An 18,181-nucleotide genomic window follows, 5' to 3' on the forward strand; every position below is an offset into this window, starting at 1 on the left:
CCGGGCCGCTCACTAGACTGGAGCCCATGCCCACCGCCACCGCAGCCCCCCTCGTGCTCGGCATCGAGTCCTCCTGCGACGAGACCGGCGTCGGCGTCGTCCGCGGCACCGCCCTGCTGGCCCACGAGGTCGCCTCCTCCGTCGAGGAGCACGTGCGCTTCGGCGGCGTGATCCCGGAGATCGCCGCCCGCGCCCACCTCGAGGCCCTCGTGCCCACGATCCGCCGCGCCCTGGACACCGCCGACGTCACCCTCGCGGACCTCGACGCGATCGCCGTCACCTCCGGCCCGGGTCTGGCGGGCGCCCTCATGGTGGGGGTCGCGGGGGCGAAGGCGCTGGCCACGGCCCTCGGCACGCCCCTCTACGGCATCAACCATCTCGTGGCGCACGTGGGCGTGGGCATGCTGGACGGCGTGCGGCCCGCGCAGTGGGACGACCTGCCCGCGGACCTGGGCGCGCTGCTCGTCTCCGGCGGGCACACCGAGATCCTGCGCGTGGGCCGGATCAGCTCCGAGGTCGAGCTGCTGGGCTCGACCATCGACGACGCGGCCGGCGAGGCGTACGACAAGGTCGCCCGCCTCATCGGGGCGGGCTACCCCGGGGGCCCCGTGATCGACCGGCTCGCCGCCGAGGGCGATCCGAGTGCCTTCCGCTTCCCGCGCGGGCTCACCGCGGGCAAGTTCGTCGGCAGCGCCGAGGAGCCCGGCCCGCATCGGCATGACTGGTCCTTCTCCGGGCTGAAGACCGCCGTCTCCCGGGCCGTGGAGCAGTTCGAGGCCCGCGGCCTCGAGGTGCCGCGCGCGGACATCGCCGCCTCCTTCCAGGAGGCCGTCGCGGACGTGATCACCGCCAAGGCCGTCCGCGCCTGCCGCGAGCACGGGCTCACCCACCTGATGCTCGGCGGCGGCGTCGCGGCGAACTCGCGCCTGCGCGCCCTGCTCGCCGACCGGTGCCGCTCCGCGGGCATCGAGCTGACCGTCCCGCCCGTGAACCTGTGCACCGACAACGGGGCGATGGTCGCCGCGCTCGGCGCACGCCTGGTGCGCGACGGCGTCGCCCCCTCCGACGCGTGGTTCGGCGCGGACCCGGGACAGCCGGTCGAGGTCGTCAGCGTCTGAGCGCGCCCGGCCTCTTGCCGTCGAATCAGGGGCTCCGTAGACAGGGCCCATGACCGGTCACGAACACCTCCGCCCCGAGTCCACCTCCGCCGCCGTGGACGAGCAGATGCTGGAGGACTTCCTCAATCAGCACCTGCTCGGCTCCCGCTCCGGTGTGAAGGCGTTCCGCGCCGCCGAGCAGACCTGGGCCGGCACCTCGCAGGAGGCCGCGCTGCGCCGCCTCGGCGACGCCGTCCAGGACGACCAGGACCGCCTCGAGGCGCTCATCGGCGAGCTGGGCCTCCGCACCCCGCTGGTGGACCGGGCCGCCGGAGCGGCGGCCGAGGTCGGTGGACGCCTCAACCCCGTGAACGCGCTGCGCACGCGCGGCTCCGGCTGGACGCAGATCGAACTGGACCTGCTGCAGGGCATGCTCCAGGCCAAGTCCGCGATGTGGCACGTCCTCGAACAGCTGGCTCCGCACCTGCCGGCGGTCGACGCCGCCGAGATGCACGCCCTGCGCGAGAACGCCGCGGACCAGCAGCGCGAGGTCCAGCGCATCACCTCCGCCACCCTCGAGGGCCGGTTCCTGACCGGCTGAGGCCCGGGCTACTCCTCGCCCGTCTGATGCTCCCCGGACCGACCGCCGTGCACCTCGGCGGGCAGCTCGTCCACCGGGGCGACGACGACGTCCTGCAGCTTCCAGTCCAGGGCGGCGATCGCGTCCCGCAGCGCGCAGCAGCGGTCCACCGTCACGTCCGCCCCCTCGTGCGGCACCACGAACATCTCGACGTGGAACACGTGGCCCTCGTCCCGGACGCGGGCGCCCGCTTGGCGCACCCACGGCTCCGCCCAGGCGACCCGCTCGGCACGGTCGATGAGCGGGTGCGGCCGGGCGCCGTCGATCGTGGCGGCGCGGCGATCCGCCAGGTTCGTGACGGCCTCCTTCAGGTTCTTCCAGCCGTCCAGCACGATGCTCACGCCCACGAAGATCGCCGCAGCGGAATCCGCCCACCACCAGCCCAGGCCTATGCCGGCCACGCCGACGATGGTCGCCACGCCCGTCTGCCAGTCCGCCTTGTTCATGTCCGCGTCCGCGTACAGCACGCGGTCGTGGAGCTGCTCGGCCAGCGTGAGCTTCTTGTGGCCGAGGATCATGGGCCCGGGCACGGACAGGGCCATCACGGCCATCATGAACCAGCCCTGCCACACGGTGTGCCCGAACAGGTCGAACGTGCCGATGGGCGGGTGCTCCGCCGTCACCAGGCCCAGGAGGGAGTCGCCGACGAGGACCACGCCCATCACGGACAGGGCGACGGCGGCCACGAGGTGCCCCACCCCGACGGACCGGTGAGAGCCGTAGGGCCGGGCCCGCGTCGGGGCCATGCGGGCCACGCGCAGGGCGACGAGGAACGCGATCGGCGGGATCAGGGAGAGCAGGTCCTCGATCCACGCGGCCCGCATGGCCTGCGAGGAGCCCATCACGATCGCCACGAGGACGATCGTGACCACGATCACCCCCAGCGTCGCCCATTCGAGCCGCTTGGCCTGCTGGACCACGCGCTCGATCTCCGGGGGCAGCTCCGTGGCGCCGAACCTGCGCCCGCTCGGCCCCGTCTCCCGGGTGTCCCGCCGCGTCATCGGGCCTCCTCCGCTGCGCGCTGGTCGAAGTACGCCTCGAGGGCCGTGAGCATCTGATTCTCACCCAGGGGCACGGCCATCACGAGCTTCACCGGCTCGCCGTCCGGGCCCTCCGCCTCGGCGTAGTCGCGGGTGATGCTCGCGTGCGACGTCCACGGGGACGCCGAGGTCAGGCCGCCGGCCACCAGGTCCATGTCGCCCTTCTCCAGCGCGGTCATGAGCGCCTCCTCCCCGGCCACGGTCCACTCGACGCGTGCGTCGTGCGCCGCCGCGAAGCCGCGGATCAGGTCGGGCTCGGGGCCGACGGGCTCGGCGCCCGAGGCGTCCACGTGGGGCGGGTGGTGCACGACGCCGGCGCGCAGCACCCCGCCCGTGACGCGGTCCAGGGTGCCGTCCGGGTCGGCGGGGTAGCCGGAGGAGGTGCAGGCGGTGAACCCGAGGGCGACGCCCCCGAGCAGGCCCGTCAGGGCGGCCCGACGGGTGATGGTCATCGTCCTCATTCCGTGGGCGAGTGCGAGCGGTGCCCGGCGTTGCCGAGGCCTTCGGCGCCGTCGAGATGGTCGAGCACGAGGCGGACCGCCTCCCGGGCGTCGGTGGTCTCGGACCAGCCGGTCGCGGCGCGCAGGGCCGTGGTGTCCATGATGGGCGCTGCCGCGGCCATGTCCACCCACCCCGGGTCGGTGGGCTGCAGCCGTGCCCGGTAGGTCAGCGCCGCGGCCGCTCGGAACAGGCCCACGGGCAACTCCAGGATGCGGCGCGCCCCGAGGACGGTGCCCATGGTGTGCGCGTCCAGCACGGGGTCGGCGGCCACATTGAAGGCCCCGCCCGCCCGGTGGGCGATCACGCGCCAGTACGCGTCCGCCACGTCCTGGGCCGTGAGCGCCTGGAATCGCAGGCCCCGCGGGAAGGGGAGCACCGGAGTGCGCAGGCGGGCGACCAGCCGGGCGGGGACGAGGTCGCCCAGGAAGTAGTCCTTGATCTCGGGCCCGGCCGCGGACTGGAAGATCAGCCCGGGGCGCAGCCGGGTCACCAGCAGCTCCGGGTGCTCGGCCTGCACGCGGTCGAGGATCGACTCGACCTCGGCCTTCTGCGCGGCGTAGTGCGAGGTGGGGACCCCGGTGGTGGGATGGGACTCGGCCACGGCGCGGCCCTTCGGCCCGGGCCCGTACGCGCCCACCGAGGACGCGTAGACCAGGTGGGGCACACCCGCCTCGGCCACGGCCCGGAACACCCGCTCGTTGCCGACCACGTTGACGGCGCGCAGGTGGTCACGGTCGCGGTTGGGGCGGATCACCCACACCAGGTCGACGACGGCGTCGGCGCCGGCGACGATCTCGCGCAGCCGCCCCGCCGCCGTGGGCTCCGCGACGTCCAGGCGGTGCCACTCGACGCCGTCGTAGGGCGCTCCGGCCCGGTCCGGGCCGCGCCGGCTCACGCCCACGATCGAGCTCACCTCGTCCGCGGCCTGGAGGCGGTGCAGGACAGCGGTGCCGACGTTGCCCGTCGCGCCCAGGACGACGATCCTCACGGCTTCAGGACCACCTTGATGCAGCCGTCCTCCTTCTTCTGGAACGTCCCATAGAGGGCGGGCGCGTCCTCGAGCGGGGCGGTGTGCGTGGTCAGGTCGAGCACGCCGAGGGGGTCGGACGGGTCGTCGAGCAGGGGCAGCAGGTCGTCCACCCAGCGACGGACGTTGCACTGGCCCATCGTCAGGGTGACCTGCTTGTCGAACAGGGTGAGCATCGGCATCGGGTCCTTCATGCCGCCGTAGACCCCGGAGAGCGACACCGTGCCGCCACGCCGGACCGCGTCGATCGCGGTGTGGAGGGCGCTCAGGCGGTCGACGCCGGCGGTCTTCATGGCCGCCCGGCCGAGCGCGTCGGGCAGCAGGCCCACGGCGGTGTGGGCCGCATGCCCCGCCGGGGAGGCGTGCGCCTCCATGCCGACCGCGTCCACGACCCCGTCGGGGCCGCGGCCGCTGGTGCGCTCGCGGAGCACCTCGGCCTCGCCGCCGTCGGCGTCCAGGACCTCGATGCCGTGCCGGGCCGCCATCGCGCGGCGCTCGGGGACCGGGTCGACGCCGATCACCCGGTACCCCAGGTGCACGCCGATGCGTGCCGCCAGCTGGCCGATGGGGCCGAGGCCGAGCACCGCGAGCGTGCCGCCGTCGGGGACGTTCGCGTACTGGACCCCCTGCCAGGCGGTGGGGACGACGTCCGAGAGGAACAGCCACTGCTCATCCGGGCCGGTGTGCGGCACCTTCACGGGGCCGTAGTCCGCGTGGGGCACGCGCAGCAACTCGGCCTGTCCGCCGGGGACGGAGCCGTAGAGCCGGGAGTAGCCGAAGAGTGCGGCGCCGGAGCCCTGCTCCCGCACCTGGGTGGCCTCGCACTGGGACTGCAGCCCGCGCTGACACATCCAGCACCGCCCGCAGGAGATGGTGAAGGGCACGACCACCCGGTCACCGGGCCGGATGTGGGTGACCTCGGACCCGACCTCGCGGACGATGCCCATCGGCTCGTGACCGATCACGTCCCCCGCGTCCATGAACGGCCCCAGGACCTCGTACAGATGCAGGTCCGACCCGCAGATGCCGGTCGAAGTGACCTCGATGATCGCGTCCGTCGGCTCCTGGATCCGAGGATCCGGGACGTCCTCGACGGCGACGTTGCGCTTTCCCTGCCATGTGAGTGCTCGCATGGTGCGACCGTAGCCGCGCCGGGCGGGCCGGCGGAAGCCTGCAGGGGCGGCGGGGCCGCCACCTCGCCGGGGGAACGGCCGCTCAGCCGGTGCGGCCGTCCAGCGACGCGCGGGTGCGGGCGGCGGCGTCCAGCACGACCGCGCGCAACGGGGCCACCGCGTCATCCGCGTCCTCACCCGCGGCCGGCGGGCCGGCCAGGGCCTGTGCCTCCACGCGACGCTGACGCGCGGCGCCACCGTCGTCGATCATCGCCTGGACGCCGGCGAGCTCCGCCGCGCAGCCCAGCCGCTCGGCGACCGGGGTCAGTCGCTCGATCTCCGCCGGCAGGTGCTCCGCCAGCGGGACCTGGGTGCCCCGGGCGTCCACGATCACGGTGGCGTCCATGCCGTACCGGGCGGCGCGCCACTTGTTCTCCTGCACGTGCCACGGCGGCAGGACCTCGACCGTCTCACCGCGCTCCAGGCTCGCGGACAGGTCATCCACGAGGCACTGCGTGTAGGCGGTCACGGCGGCGATCTCCTCGAGCGTGGCCAGGCCGTCGCACGCGCGCATCTCCACCGTGCCCAGGCGGGGCACGGCCCGCACGTCCCAGCGGCACTCGGTGACGTCCGCGATCATGCCCACCTGCTCCATCTGGGCCACGCAGCGCTCGAAGTCCTCCCACTCCTGGAACTGGAACGGCAGGCCGGCCGTGGGCAGCTGCTGGAACAGGAGGGTGCGCTGGGACTGGTAGCCCGTGTCCGTGCCCGCCCAGAAGGGGGAGGAGGCCGAGAGTGCGAGCAGGTGCGGCACTCGGTTGACCAGGCCGTTCACCACCGGCATGGCCTTGGAGACGTCGTCCAGGCCCACGTGCACGTGCACGCCGAAGATCAGCAGCTGCCGACCCCAGTACTGGGTGAGATCCAGCATGCGGTCGTAGCGCTCACTGGGCGTCGAGGGCTGCGCGATCGCGTCCGCGAACGGGTGCGTGCCCTGGCAGAACAGGGAGATGCCCCGCGCAGCCGCGGCGTCGGCCACGCGCGCGGCGATCCGGCCGAGGTCCGCCGTCGCGGCGTCGACGCGCTCGTGCACACCCGTGACGAGCTCCACCGTGTTCTGCAGGAGCTCGCTGGTCATGTGCGGGTTCACGTCGTCTTCGGCGAGGCCCTCGGTCACATGCAGGGCGCGCAGCAGGTCCGGGGCCTCGGAGCGCAGCTCGCCGGACACGGCGTCCACGAGCGCGAGCTCCCACTCGATTCCGAGAGTGGACTGCGCGGAGTCGGCGAAGGGCAGAGTCATGCCGCCCATCCTAGAAGCCCGTGCCGGGTCTGCGCCCGGGGTCCACGCTTCGGACCTAGGGTGGGGCGCATGGCCCGCCCCCGCCCCGCCTCCCGCCCGCCGCGCCCCACGGCCGCCGCCTCGGAGGCGGACGCCACCGCCCTGGCCCCCGTCCTCGAGCCGGAGGGCCGCGCGCTGCTCGACTCCCTCGCCGGGTACCGCGAGGCCGACGCGCTCGCGGTCTCCTCCCGCCTGCGTGCGGCCGGGCATCCTCCGGAGCGCGTGGCCGCCGCGCTGACCCAGGCCGCGCTGCGGTCCCGAGCGGAGGCCCGCCTCGGGCCGGAGGCGCGCCGGATGCTGTTCACCCGCGACGGCCTGGAGCAGGCCACCCGCCCGCTGGTCGCGGGCCTGCACGCGGACCGGCTGGCGGCCGCGGGGGCCCGGCGCGTCGCCGACCTCGGCTGCGGTCTCGGCCTGGACGCGCGCGCCTTCGCCGACCGGGGCCTGGACGTCGTGGCGGTGGAGCGGGACGCCGTCGTCGCCGCGGCCGCCGAGGTGAACCTCGCCGGCCACCGCGGAGCGCGTGTGGTGCACGGCGACGCCGTGGCCTGGGCCCGCGCCCACGTGCCCGCCGAGGCGGACGCGGTGTGGCTGGACCCCGCCCGCCGTCAGGTCGGCGGGGGCGGGTCCGCGCGCGTGTTCGACCCCGAGGCGTTCTCCCCGCCCCTGAGCGTCGTGACGGACATCGCCGCGACGGGCGTCCCGCTCGGTGTCAAGCTCGGCCCGGGGCTCCCGCACGAGGCCGTGCCGGCGGGCGCCGAGGCCGAGTGGGTGAGCGTCGACGGCGACGTCGTGGAGGCCGCCCTGTGGTTCAACGCGGCGGCCCGCCCCGGGGTGCGGCGGGCGGCGCGCGTCATGACCGTCCGGGGCGGGGAGACGACGACGGCGCAGCTCGTCTCCGGCGCGGACTTCGGCGACTCGCCCGAGGTCGAGGCCGTGGGGGAGGAGGGCATGGCGGGGCTCGTCGGCGCGGTCCTGCACGAGCCGGACGGCGCCGTCATCCGGGCCGGACTCGTGACGGACCTGGCCGCGTCCTGGCCCGTGCCGACGCGGCAGCTGGACCCCCACCTGGCCTACCTCGTCGCGCCCGAGCCCGTGCGGGACGGCCTGGCCCGCGCCCATCGGATCGAGGCGGTGCACGGCTTCCACCTGGCCTCCCTGCGGCGCTGGGCGAAGGAGACCGGGGTGGGTCGGCTGGACGTGAAGAAGCGGGGCATCCGCGAGACGCCCGAGGAGGTGCGTCGCGCCGTCCTCGGCGGGGCGAAGCCGGGCCGGCGTGGCGGGGCCGGACGGCACGCCACCCTCGTGCTGGCGCGCGTGGGTCGGGCGCGGTTCGCCCTCGAGGTGACGCCGTTGGACTGACGGGGCTCGAGGCCGCGGGCCCCGGGCGGCGGGACCCGTCGAACTCCCGTTGGGGGATTACGGCACCCTCGTGTACGGTATTCGACTGAGGCAAGGCTCACCTCCACGGGAGCGCGCCCACCACCCCGACTGCTCATCCCGGGACAGCCCCGCCCCCCAGAAGGAGAACCATGCCGCGTTCTGCCCGCGCCCCCCGCCTCGCCAGGCTCGCCCTGACCTCGGTGGCGGCCCTCGCCCTCGTCGGCTGCTCCGCCGGCGGCGCGGCCACGGGCTCGTCCTCCGCGAGCGCCGCCGGCGAGTCCTCGTCCTCCGCGAGCGCCGCCGGCGGCTCCTCGGCCGCCTCAGGCGGCGTCGTGGCCGGGGTCACCGTCACCGACATGTCCGGCGCCGAGGTCACCCTGCCGGAGGAGGTCGACTCCGTCATCGCCACGGACAACCGCACCTTCCGCACCCTGGACGACTGGGGCGTCGAGCTGTCGGCCGCGCCGAAGCAGATCATGTACAAGGGCGAGGGCGGGCCCTCCTACCTCCAGGACGACTCGGTCGCCGACATCGGCAACCACCGGGAGCCGGACATGGAGCTGTTCGTCACGGCTGAGCCGGACGTCGTGTTCAACGGCCAGCGGTTCAACGAGCGCAAGGCGGAGATCGACGAGCTGACCGGCGACGCCGCCGTCGTGGACACGAACTTCGACGTCACGCAGACCCCCATGGACGAAGGCCTGAAGAAACTGACCACCCTGCTGGGCGAGGCCACCGGCCACGAGGCCGATGCCGAGAAGCTCATCGCCGACTTCGACGCCGCCACCCAGCGCGCCAAGGATGCCTACGACCCCGAGCAGACCGTCATGGGCCTCATCGCCTCGGGCGGTGAGCTCTCGTACGTCGCGCCCAGCGCCGGCCGCGCCATCGGCCCGTTCTTCGACATGCTGGACCTGACCCCGGCCCTCGAGCAGTCGGGCACCGACAACCACCAGGGCGACGACATCTCCGTCGAGGCCATCGCGAAGTCGAACCCGGACTGGCTGATCGTCATGGACCGTGACGCCGCCGTCGGCGAGGAGAACGCCACCGCTGCCGAGCTGATCGAGCGCTCCGAGGCCCTCCAGGACGTGACCGCGGTGAAGGAGGGCAACATCGTGTACCTGCCCACCGACTTCTACGTCGCCGAGGACATCCAGAACCACACCACCGTCATGGAAGACCTCGCGAAGGCCTTCGAAGGCGCGCAGTGATTCTCGACGTGCGTCACCACGTCGCCGACGCCCCGCCCCGGCTCGAGGAGCCGGGGCGGGGCGACCGCGTGTGCTGGGTCCCGCCCGCCGTCCTGCGGCCCGAGCGCACCCGCTGGCAGCGCACTTGGCCGCTGCTGGCCGGCATCGTGGTGACCGCGGTCCTCGTCGTGGTCTCGCTGTTCGTGGGCGTGTACGACGTCGGCGCGGAGGGCGGACGCGAGATGTTCGCCATCACGCGCGTGCCGCGCACGGTCGCCCTCGTGCTGGCCGGCGCCTCGATGGCGATGTGCGGGCTGATCATGCAGCTCATGACGCAGAACCGCTTCGTGGAGCCCAGCACCACGGGCACCACCGAGTGGGCCGGTCTCGGCTTGTTGGTGACCATGGTGCTCGTGCCGGGGGCGGGCCTGGTGACCCGGATGGCCGGGGCCATCCTCTTCGCCTTCGTCGGCACCCTCGTGTTCTTCCTCTTCCTGCGGCGTGTGCGCCTGCAGTCCTCCCTCATCGTGCCGATCGTGGGCATCATGCTCGGCGCCGTCGTGGGCGCCGCCTCGACGTTCCTCGCCCTCCAGACGGACATGCTGCAGCAGGTGGGCGCGTGGTTCGCCGGCTCGTTCACCTCCGTGGTCCGCGGCCGGTATGAGCTGCTCTTCCTCGTGCTGATCGTGTGCGTGGCGGTCTTCGTCATCGCGGACCGCTTCACCGTGGCCGGCCTCGGCAAGGACGTCGCCACGAACGTCGGCCTCAACTACGACGCCGTGATCCTCACCGGCGTGGCCATGGTGGCCGTGGCCACCGGCGTGGTCACCGTGGTGATCGGGGCCCTCCCGTTCCTGGGGCTCGTGGTCCCCAACCTCGTGTCCATGGTCCGTGGCGACAACCTGCGCACGAATCTGCCCTGGGTGGTCATGGTCGGCGTGTGGATCGTGATTGTCTGCGACCTGATCGGGCGCACCGTGATCGCCCCGTTCGAGGTGCCCATCTCGCTGATCCTGGGCCTCGTGGGCGCGATCGTGTTCCTCGCCCTGCTGCTGAGGCAGGCCAAGCATGGTTGAGCCGCTCGCGACCGCCCCGGGTCGCCTCCCCGCCCCGCTCGGCGGCGCCACCGCCGCCGGGCCCGTCGACGCCGACGCCCCGCGCCGGTCCGGCGCGTTCGTCACCGCCGCCGACCGCCGGAGGTATGCGGTCGTCGTCGCGGTGCTGGCCGCCGTCGCCGTGCTCTCCACCGCCGGGGTCCTGCTGTGGGGCAACGAGGCCGAGCCCGGCTCGCGCGCGTTCTGGATGATCGCGCGGATGCGCGTGGAGTCCCTGGGCGTGATCGGCATCGTGGCGCTGTGCCACTCCTTCGCGACCGTCAGCTTCCACACGGTGACGGGCAACCGCATCATCACGCCCTCGATCATGGGGTTCGAGGCGCTCTACACCGCCGTGTCGACCGCCGCCGTGTACGTGCTGGGGGCCGCGGGCGTCGCGGTGCTGACCGGGGTGGGACCGTTCCTCGCCCAGGCCGCGCTCATGGTGGCGCTGGCGACGGCCCTGTACTCGTGGCTGCTCTCCCGGCCCTACGGCAGCGTCCATCTGATGCTGCTCGTGGGCGTGGTGCTGGGCGGCGGGCTGGCCGCGCTGAGCACGTTCATGCAGCGACTGCTGGACCCGAACTCGTTCGACCTGCTGAGCGCGCGGCTCTTCGGCAACATCTCCAACGCCCGGACCGAGTACGTGGCGATCGCCGCGCCCATCGCCGTCGTCGTGTGCGCGCTGCTGTGGCTGCGCTCCCGCCGCCTGAACACGGTGGCGCTCGGCGCCGACGCCGCGACCAACCTGGGCCTGCACCACCGGCGCGAGCTCATGGTGACGCTGCTGCTGGTCTCCGTGCTGATGGCCATGACCACCGCGCTCGTGGGCCCGATGACGTTCCTCGGGTTCCTCGTGGCGACGCTGGCGTACAGCCTCGTCGACACCCACGACCACCGGTTCATCCTCCCGGTGGCGGCGCTGGCCGGGTACGCGGTGCTCACGAGCGCCTACTTCGTGCTGCGGCACGTGTTCTACGCGGGGGGTGCGGTCACGGTGGTCATCGAGCTGATCGGCGGCATCACCTTCCTGGTCGTCGTGATGAGAAAGGGACGTCTGTGATCGAGCTGCGCGGCGTGGTGAAGCGCCACAGCGATGAGGTGTGCATCGGACCCGTGGACCTGGACATCCAGGCCGGGGGAGTGACCGCGCTCGTGGGGCCCAACGGGGCGGGCAAGTCCACGCTGCTGACGATGATCGGCCGGCTGCAGGACGCCGACGCCGGGACGATCGCCGTGGGCAGGCACGACATCACCACGACGCCGTCCCGGAAGATCGCGCAGACCCTGTCCATCCTGCGGCAGGAGAACCACTTCGTGACGCGGCTGACCGTGCGACAGCTCGTGGGGTTCGGGCGCTACCCGTACACGCGCGGCCGGCTGACCCTGGAGGACGAGCGGCACGTGTCCGACGCGATCGACTTCCTCAACCTCGGCCCGTTCGAGAACCGGTACCTCGACCAGCTCTCGGGCGGCCAGCGGCAGCGCGCGTACGTGGCGATGGTGCTGGCGCAGAACACCGAGTACGTGCTGCTGGACGAGCCGCTGAACAACCTGGACATGCAGCACTCGGTGCAGATGATGCAGCAGTTGCGCCGGGCCGCCGACGAGCTGGGCCGGACCGTGGTGATCGTGCTGCACGACATCAACTTCGCCGCCCACTACGCCGACCGGATCGTGGCCATGGGCGACGGCCAGGTGGTGGAGACCGGCACCCCGGCCGAGATCCTGCGCCCTGAGGTGCTGGAGCGAATCTTCAAGACCCCCTGCAGCGTGGTGGACGGACCGCACGGGCCGCTGGCCGTGTACTACTGAGCGGGGCGACGGTGAGGCCGGCCCGGGTCGGTCCGGGCGGGGGTCGGGTGCCCGGCCGACGCGAGCGTTCCGTGGGCAGAACCCGCCGGGTCTCGCCTTCCGGGGGCAGAACCCGCGTGTTTCCAGGTTCCGTGGGCAGAAGCACCCTCGCTTCTGCCCACGGAACCCCTGCGCATGGACGGCAGGGCCATACGCGACGACGACGTCAGGCATCCCAGCCGTTCGAGACCTGTGCCCGTCGTCTGAGGACGGCCTCGATCACCCGCGCGTATCCCTCGCCGACGTCCCGGCCCGTGACGTGCAGGGTCATCTGCCCACGCTCCGCGTAGTACTGGTCTCGCCGGGCGTCCCGGGCGTGTTGCTCGGCACTCCGGTGCACCTCGCCGTCGTACTGGAGGACGAGCCGGCAGTCCTCGAACCACAGATCGGCCTCGGGGGCGTCCCGCCGCCCGGGGTCGAACACGTGCTGCAGCGTCGGCTCGCCCAGCCCCGCCTCGACGAGCGCCAGCCTCAGCCGGGTCTCCTGCGGCGAGTCGGCACCCACCCGTACGCGCTCGAGCGCCGCCGTCGCCCGCGGTCTTCCGACGAACCGCCCGAGCGGCCGCATCGCCTCGTGCAGCGCGGTGACCGTGGTGATGGGAGGCCGCCGGCCGCGCGGGGACCAGGGGTGACGGACCAGGTGGTCACCCGCCGACACGAGGGATGCCTCGTCCCAGGGGTGGCCGATCGAGCACAGATCGAGCCAGGTCCGTTCCGGCGTCGTCACCCGTAGCCCGAGCACGGAGGTGACGTGGCCGGCGGGCAGGGGTCTGCGGTGCTCCATGACGCCGGGGATCCGCGCCCGTGCGGTGCCGCGGTGCAACGTGATCTCGACGGCGGCGCGTCGCGTGGCCCCGCCCGGGGGAAGCGGGAGGCCGTGGAGGTGCGCCGCCGTCTCGTGGGAGAGGACGGCGTCGGGACGGGACCGCAGGAGGGCGGTCAGCAGGTCGAGGCCGACCCCGTGGTGCGGCGGCGGGAGCCCGGCCGACTCCCAGGTGCGCAGCGGCATGTCACGGCGACGGTGGATGCCGCGGGCGAGGCGGAGGACGTCGGACCGCCGCACCCGGCTGGGCGGTAGACCGCGTTCGAGCACGTCGCGGGTGGTGAAGACGGGGACGAGGGGGAGGTCGGGGGCGAAGGACATGGGTCGACCTTGACGCGGTCGGCCCGGCGGCGGCCGGACGGGCCGCGTGTCTGTGCACACCGGCGCGGGGTGGGCCGGCTGTGCAGGACTCGGCGGCGGCCGGTTGTCCCGTCGGGACGACGTCGTCATGGCTCGGTGGGCAGAACTGCGAGGAGTTCCGCCCACGCAACATCCGTGGGCAGAAGAGAGGGCGCTTCTGCCCACGGAGATCGAAAACCTGCGGATGCTGCCCACGCGGTGGGCGGGGGTGCGGTTTCTGCCCACGGAGGGTGGCGGGGGTGCGGTTTCTGCCCACGGAGGGTGGCGGGGGGCAGGGTGGGGAGTGGGGGAGGGACAGGATCCCGGCCGCAGTCGTGACCACTCCGCGTGCTCCCGGGCCCGGAACCCGCCCCGCCCGCCGCCCCACGGTGCCCCACCGCACCGCGCCCCACGCCTCCGCCCGCGGCGGACGGCGGGGACACGGCTGGCACTCATGTTGAAGGAGTGCCAGAACCCGGAGTAGAGTCAGGACTGGCACTCGGGGGTACCGGGTGCCAATGCCCGAGGTGGACCGTCCGGCACCGCGACGACGGAGGGTCTGACGCCCGTGGCGCACCCGCAGACCACAGCATCAGCGGACCGGCGAGCCCGCCGGAGCCGCACGTCGACGAAGAAGGAGTGTGCAGCATGTCTGTCTCCATCAAGCCCCTCGAGGATCGCATCGTTGTCCGCCCCCTGGAGGCCGAGCAGACCACCGCGTCGGGCCTCGTGATCCCGGACACCGCCAAGGAGAAGCCGCAGGAGGGCCAGGTCGTGGCCGTGGGCCCGGGCCGGGTCGCCGAGAACGGCAACCGCGTGCCGGTCGACGTCGCCGAGGGTGACGTGGTGCTGTACTCCAAGTACGGCGGCACCGAGGTCAAGGTCGGCGGCGAGGAGTACCTGGTGCTCTCCGCCCGCGACGTGCTGGCCGTCGTCACCAAGTGACCCCGCCGCGACGGGCCCGGTGAGCGGCGCGCACCGCACCGGTGCGCGCGCCCCGGGCCCCTCGCGTCCCCGCACCCCCTGACTCCCTGAACGAAAGGAGCGTCCGTCATGGCCAAGCAGCTGGCTTTCAACGACGACGCACGCCGCGCCCTCCAGGCCGGCATCGACAAGCTCGCCGACACCGTCAAGGTCACCCTCGGCCCCAAGGGCCGCAACGTGGTGCTCGACAAGGCGTGGGGCGCCCCCACCATCACCAACGACGGCGTCACGATCGCCCGTGAGGTGGAGCTGGAGGACCCGTACGAGAACATGGGCGCCCAGCTCGCCAAGGAGGTCGCCACCAAGACCAACGACATCGCGGGCGACGGCACCACCACCGCCACCGTGCTGGCCCAGGCCCTCGTGAACGAGGGCATGCGCCAGGTCGCCGCCGGCGCCGCGCCGGGCGAGGTCAAGAAGGGCATCGAGGTGGCCGTGGCCGCCGTCGAGCGGCGCCTGCAGGAGAACGCCCGCCCGGTCGAGGGCCAGGAGGTGGCCCACGTGGCCGCCATCTCGGCCCAGAACGACGAGGTCGGCGAGCTGCTGGCCCGCGCGTTCGACACGGTCGGCACCGACGGCGTCATCACCATCGAGGAGTCCTCCACGACCTCCACCGAGCTGGACGTCACCGAGGGCATGCAGTTCGACAAGGGCTTCCTGTCCCCGTACATGGTCACCGACGCCGAGCGTCAGGAGGCCGTGCTCGAGGACGCCTACGTCCTGATCAACTCGGGCAAGATCTCCAACGTGCAGGAGCTGCTGCCCCTGCTCGAGAAGGTCCTGCAGGCCAACAAGCCGCTGTTCGTGATCGCCGAGGACATCGAGGGCGAGGCCCTGTCCACCCTCGTGGTGAACAAGATCCGCGGCACCCTGAACGTCGTGGCCGTCAAGGCCCCGGGCTTCGGCGACCGCCGCAAGGCCATGATGCAGGACATCGCGATCCTCACCGGCGCCCAGGTCGTCTCCCCGGACCTCGGCATGAAGCTCGAGCAGGCCGACCTGGACGTGCTCGGCTCCGCCCGCCGCATCACCGTCACCAAGGACGAGACCACCATCGTCGACGGCGGCGGTGCGGCCGAGGACGTCGAGGCCCGGGTCGCCCAGATCAAGGCCGAGTCCGCCGCGACCGACTCCGACTGGGACCGCGAGAAGCTCCAGGAGCGCCTCGCCAAGCTCTCCGGCGGCATCGGCGTGATCCGCGTGGGCGCCGCCACCGAGGTGGAGCTCAAGGAGCGCAAGCAGCGCATCGAGGACGCCGTGTCCTCGACCCGCGCCGCCCTCGAGGAGGGCATCGTGGCCGGCGGCGGCACCGCGCTCATCAATGCGCTGACCGCGCTCGACACCGACGCCGACGTCCAGGCCCTGACCGGCGACGCCGCCGTGGGCGTGGACATCGTCCGCAAGGCCCTGAAGCAGCCGCTGCGCTGGATCGCCCAGAACGCGGGCGAGGACGGCTACGTGGTGGTCTCCAAGGTCGCCGAGCTGGAGCCGAACCACGGCTTCAACGCGAAGACCGGCGTCTACGGCGACCTGATCGCCGACGGCGTGATCGACCCGGTCAAGGTGACCCGCTCCGCGCTCGCCAACGCCGCCTCCATCGCGGCCCTCGTGTTGACCACCGAGACCCTCGTGGCGGACAAGCCCGCCGAGGAGGACGAGGCCGACCACCAGCACTGACCCCTCCGTCGGCCCTGACGCGGCCGGTCGACGACGACGGCCCCTCGCCCGCCCGGGTGAGGGGCCGTCGTCGTGCGGGCGGGAGACGACCGCCGTCCGGGGCGCCCCCTATGGTGTGCCCATGGACACACCCACGCCGCCCCGTCCCACCGGGTCCCACCCGACCCGGGCCCCGGCCCGGCCACGGCTGCGCCGCTTCGTCCGCGAGTTCTCCTATCCGCACGGCATCCACCCGGCCCTCGTGCCGGGCGTGTCCGTGGAGGACCGCCGGGTGCGCTACGGCGTGGACCGGGTGATCCTCGCCGTCGTCGGCCTGCTGGTGGTCGGCTTCGTGGTGTGGGGCGTGCTGCAGCCGGACGCCGTGCTGGCCGTCTCGAGCGCGGCCCTCGACTGGGTGATGCTCCACGCCGGCTGGCTGTTCGCCCTGCTGGCCATCGGGATGGTGGTGTTCCTGCTCGTCCTGGCGTTCTCCCGGTACGGCGAGATCCCGCTGGGACTGGACGGGGAGAAGCCGGAGTACTCCACGGCGAGCTGGTCGGCCATGCTCTTCGCGGCCGGCATCGGCATCGGCATCATCTTCTTCGGCCCGTACGAGCCGCTGACCTACTACCTGGCCCCGCGCCCGGGGGCGTACGAGGCGGGGAGCGAGGAGGCGGTGACGGGCGCGCTGGCCCAGGCCGCGCTGCACTGGGGCGTGAACGCGTGGGCGATCTACGCGATCGTCGGTCTGTCGGTCGGCTACGTGTCCTACCGCCGGGGCCGGGTGCCGCTGATGAGCTCGATCATCGCGCCGCTGTTCGGCGACTCCCAGCGCAGCGACTCGGTCGGCGCGCGCCTGATCGACGGGCTCGCGATCATCGCCACACTGTTCGGCACGGCGGCCTCGCTGGGCATCGGCGCCCTGCAGATCGGCCGCGGCGTGGAGATCGTCTCGGGCTGGTCGGCGCCGGGGAACACGGTGGCGCTGGGGATCATCGTGGTGCTCACGATCGGCACCATCTTCTCGGCGGTGTCCGGTGTGGCCCGCGGCATCCGGTGGCTGTCCAACATCAACATGCTGCTCGCCCTCGGCCTGGCGCTGTTCTTCTTCGTCGTCGGCCCGACGGCGTTCCTGCTGAACATCGTGCCCGGCGTCCTGATGGACTACGTCTCCTCCGCCCCGGACGCCCTCGGCGCCTCGATGGCCCAGGGGGAGGACATGCAGGAGTTCCTCTCCAGCTGGACGATCTTCTACTGGGCGTGGTGGGTCAGCTGGGCCCCGTTCGTGGGCGTGTTCATGGCGAAGATCTCGAAGGGTCGGACCATCCGCCAGTACGTCCTCGGGGCCCTGTTCATCCCGGCCGCGGTGATCGTCGGCGCGTTCACGATCATCGGCGGCACCACCATCTGGCTGCAGCGGACCCAGGGCTCCGTGGCGCCGGACGGCACAGCCGCGTCGCTGCCCGCGCCGGCGGAGATCTTCTGGGTGGTCCTGGACCAGCTGCCCGGCGGCGGGCTGGTGGCCCCGGTCGTGATCGTCATGCTGGCGGTCTTCTTCATCACGACGGCGGACTCCGCCTCGATCGTGAATTCGCAGCTCTCGCAGCGCGGCGCCCCGGCCCCGCGCCGCACGATCACGGTGTTCTGGGCACTGTGCATGGCGGGCATCGCGGTCGTGATGCTGCTGACCGGCGGCGACACCGCGCTCACCGGCCTGCAGAACCTCATCACCATCACGGCGCTGCCGTTCACCGTGGTGCTCGTCCTCATGGCGGTCGCGCTCCAGCGCGAACTGGCCAACGACCCCTTCGCGATCCGTGACCGGTACCAGCGGGCCGCCGTCGAGAAGGCGACGGTGCGGGGCCTGGTGGAGTACGGGGACGACTTCGCGTTCACGGTGGAGCGCACCCCGCCGGGCAGCTGGTACGCGGCCGGCGAGGGGTTCGACTCCACCGCCGCGGAGATCACCGACTGGTACCGCCGCACGGACGAGGACGGGAACCCCGTGGACTACGACTACGTGCTGGGCGAGTACCTGGACGAGGGGGACGGGGACGGCGCGGACGGGCCCGCCGGAGCAGGCCCGTCCGGCCGCTGAC

The 18,181-nt window shown here is 73.0% G+C and carries 16 protein-coding genes; 10 read left to right on the top strand and 6 right to left on the bottom strand.

The features are described 5' to 3' along the window. Window positions 1-26 precede the first annotated feature (26 nt). Complete coding sequence (gene tsaD / locus KVS67_RS07430) at window positions 27-1,118, top strand: tRNA (adenosine(37)-N6)-threonylcarbamoyltransferase complex transferase subunit TsaD (RefSeq protein WP_155932650.1); 1,092 nt, start codon at window positions 27-29, stop codon at window positions 1,116-1,118. Between the two features lie 49 nt (window positions 1,119-1,167). Next, window positions 1,168-1,698 (top strand): hypothetical protein, encoded by a 531-nt coding sequence (locus KVS67_RS07435; RefSeq protein ID WP_217565191.1) that lies wholly within the window; start codon window positions 1,168-1,170, stop codon window positions 1,696-1,698. Window positions 1,699-1,706: 8 nt separating this feature from the next. Here the strand turns inward: KVS67_RS07435 and KVS67_RS07440 are convergent, their stop codons facing one another. The 5 genes from KVS67_RS07440 to KVS67_RS07460 form a co-directional block, all read right to left on the bottom strand. Next, complete coding sequence (locus tag KVS67_RS07440) at window positions 1,707-2,738, bottom strand: cation diffusion facilitator family transporter (protein WP_217565192.1); 1,032 nt, start codon at window positions 2,736-2,738, stop codon at window positions 1,707-1,709. Then, window positions 2,735-3,229: an ABC transporter substrate-binding protein gene (locus tag KVS67_RS07445; RefSeq protein WP_145951026.1), complete on the bottom strand. Its 495-nt coding sequence runs from the start codon at window positions 3,227-3,229 to the stop codon at window positions 2,735-2,737. Before KVS67_RS07445 ends, KVS67_RS07440 begins: the two co-directional genes overlap by 4 nt. A 5-nt stretch (window positions 3,230-3,234) precedes the next feature. After that, complete coding sequence (locus tag KVS67_RS07450) at window positions 3,235-4,266, bottom strand: NAD-dependent epimerase/dehydratase family protein (protein WP_060973710.1); 1,032 nt, start codon at window positions 4,264-4,266, stop codon at window positions 3,235-3,237. Then, a complete protein-coding gene (locus KVS67_RS07455; RefSeq protein ID WP_217565193.1) occupies window positions 4,263-5,438 on the bottom strand; it encodes an alcohol dehydrogenase catalytic domain-containing protein in 1,176 nt (391 codons plus the stop codon). The genes KVS67_RS07450 and KVS67_RS07455 overlap by 4 nt, the downstream gene beginning before the upstream one ends. 82 nt (window positions 5,439-5,520) lie before the next feature. Further along, a complete protein-coding gene (locus KVS67_RS07460; protein ID WP_217565194.1) occupies window positions 5,521-6,717 on the bottom strand; it encodes a glutamate--cysteine ligase in 1,197 nt (398 codons plus the stop codon). Window positions 6,718-6,786: 69 nt separating this feature from the next. Between KVS67_RS07460 and KVS67_RS07465 the strand changes: the two genes are divergently transcribed. From KVS67_RS07465 to KVS67_RS07485, 5 genes are all read left to right on the top strand, one after another. Further along, window positions 6,787-8,118 (top strand): methyltransferase, encoded by a 1,332-nt coding sequence (locus KVS67_RS07465; protein WP_217565195.1) that lies wholly within the window; start codon window positions 6,787-6,789, stop codon window positions 8,116-8,118. Window positions 8,119-8,288: 170 nt separating this feature from the next. After that, window positions 8,289-9,353 (top strand): siderophore ABC transporter substrate-binding protein, encoded by a 1,065-nt coding sequence (locus KVS67_RS07470; RefSeq protein WP_044659444.1) that lies wholly within the window; start codon window positions 8,289-8,291, stop codon window positions 9,351-9,353. Next, the gene (locus KVS67_RS07475; RefSeq protein WP_080695885.1) at window positions 9,350-10,408 is read left to right on the top strand and encodes an ABC transporter permease; all 1,059 of its coding nucleotides are present in this window, start codon (window positions 9,350-9,352) and stop codon (window positions 10,406-10,408) included. Before KVS67_RS07470 ends, KVS67_RS07475 begins: the two co-directional genes overlap by 4 nt. Continuing rightward, entirely contained in the window at window positions 10,401-11,489 is a 1,089-nt protein-coding gene (locus tag KVS67_RS07480; protein WP_044659445.1) for an iron chelate uptake ABC transporter family permease subunit, read from the top strand. The genes KVS67_RS07475 and KVS67_RS07480 overlap by 8 nt, the downstream gene beginning before the upstream one ends. After that, window positions 11,486-12,241 (top strand): ABC transporter ATP-binding protein, encoded by a 756-nt coding sequence (locus tag KVS67_RS07485; protein ID WP_044659446.1) that lies wholly within the window; start codon window positions 11,486-11,488, stop codon window positions 12,239-12,241. Before KVS67_RS07480 ends, KVS67_RS07485 begins: the two co-directional genes overlap by 4 nt. Before the next feature lie 205 nt (window positions 12,242-12,446). On the opposite strand, the gene KVS67_RS07490 is transcribed toward KVS67_RS07485, so the two are convergent. After that, the gene (locus KVS67_RS07490) at window positions 12,447-13,424 is read right to left on the bottom strand and encodes a hypothetical protein (protein ID WP_070708754.1); all 978 of its coding nucleotides are present in this window, start codon (window positions 13,422-13,424) and stop codon (window positions 12,447-12,449) included. 666 nt (window positions 13,425-14,090) lie between these two features. Between KVS67_RS07490 and groES the strand changes: the two genes are divergently transcribed. The 3 genes from groES to KVS67_RS07505 all read left to right on the top strand — a co-directional run bounded on the left by groES (window position 14,091) and on the right by KVS67_RS07505 (window position 18,180). Then, the gene (gene groES / locus KVS67_RS07495) at window positions 14,091-14,387 is read left to right on the top strand and encodes a co-chaperone GroES (RefSeq protein ID WP_002857590.1); all 297 of its coding nucleotides are present in this window, start codon (window positions 14,091-14,093) and stop codon (window positions 14,385-14,387) included. 108 nt (window positions 14,388-14,495) lie between these two features. Further along, window positions 14,496-16,103, top strand: coding sequence for a chaperonin GroEL (gene groL, locus KVS67_RS07500; protein WP_145951021.1), 1,608 nt, complete (start codon window positions 14,496-14,498; stop codon window positions 16,101-16,103). Between the two features lie 121 nt (window positions 16,104-16,224). Next, on the top strand, window positions 16,225-18,180 hold the full coding sequence (locus tag KVS67_RS07505) for a BCCT family transporter (protein WP_081097746.1): 1,956 nt from the start codon (window positions 16,225-16,227) through the stop codon (window positions 18,178-18,180). Window position 18,181: the final 1 nt, after the last annotated feature.

Origin of the sequence: Micrococcus sp. GbtcB5 (genome assembly GCF_019091605.1) — a bacterium.
Taxonomy (GTDB): Bacteria; Actinomycetota; Actinomycetes; order Actinomycetales; family Micrococcaceae; genus Micrococcus; species Micrococcus luteus.

What these genes read in the sequence shown, in the direction of transcription:
- tsaD (WP_155932650.1), top strand. Translation starts at nt 27, where the DNA reads ATGCCCACCGCCACCGCAGCCCCCCTCGTGCTCGGCATCGAGTCCTCC.
- KVS67_RS07435 (WP_217565191.1), top strand. Translation starts at nt 1,168, where the DNA reads ATGACCGGTCACGAACACCTCCGCCCCGAGTCCACCTCCGCCGCCGTG.
- KVS67_RS07440 (WP_217565192.1), bottom strand. Translation starts at nt 2,738, where the DNA reads ATGACGCGGCGGGACACCCGGGAGACGGGGCCGAGCGGGCGCAGGTTC.
- KVS67_RS07445 (WP_145951026.1), bottom strand. Translation starts at nt 3,229, where the DNA reads ATGACCATCACCCGTCGGGCCGCCCTGACGGGCCTGCTCGGGGGCGTC.
- KVS67_RS07455 (WP_217565193.1), bottom strand. Translation starts at nt 5,438, where the DNA reads ATGCGAGCACTCACATGGCAGGGAAAGCGCAACGTCGCCGTCGAGGAC.
- KVS67_RS07460 (WP_217565194.1), bottom strand. Translation starts at nt 6,717, where the DNA reads ATGACTCTGCCCTTCGCCGACTCCGCGCAGTCCACTCTCGGAATCGAG.
- KVS67_RS07465 (WP_217565195.1), top strand. Translation starts at nt 6,787, where the DNA reads ATGGCCCGCCCCCGCCCCGCCTCCCGCCCGCCGCGCCCCACGGCCGCC.
- KVS67_RS07470 (WP_044659444.1), top strand. Translation starts at nt 8,289, where the DNA reads ATGCCGCGTTCTGCCCGCGCCCCCCGCCTCGCCAGGCTCGCCCTGACC.
- KVS67_RS07480 (WP_044659445.1), top strand. Translation starts at nt 10,401, where the DNA reads ATGGTTGAGCCGCTCGCGACCGCCCCGGGTCGCCTCCCCGCCCCGCTC.
- KVS67_RS07490 (WP_070708754.1), bottom strand. Translation starts at nt 13,424, where the DNA reads ATGTCCTTCGCCCCCGACCTCCCCCTCGTCCCCGTCTTCACCACCCGC.
- groES (WP_002857590.1), top strand. Translation starts at nt 14,091, where the DNA reads ATGTCTGTCTCCATCAAGCCCCTCGAGGATCGCATCGTTGTCCGCCCC.
- groL (WP_145951021.1), top strand. Translation starts at nt 14,496, where the DNA reads ATGGCCAAGCAGCTGGCTTTCAACGACGACGCACGCCGCGCCCTCCAG.
- KVS67_RS07505 (WP_081097746.1), top strand. Translation starts at nt 16,225, where the DNA reads ATGGACACACCCACGCCGCCCCGTCCCACCGGGTCCCACCCGACCCGG.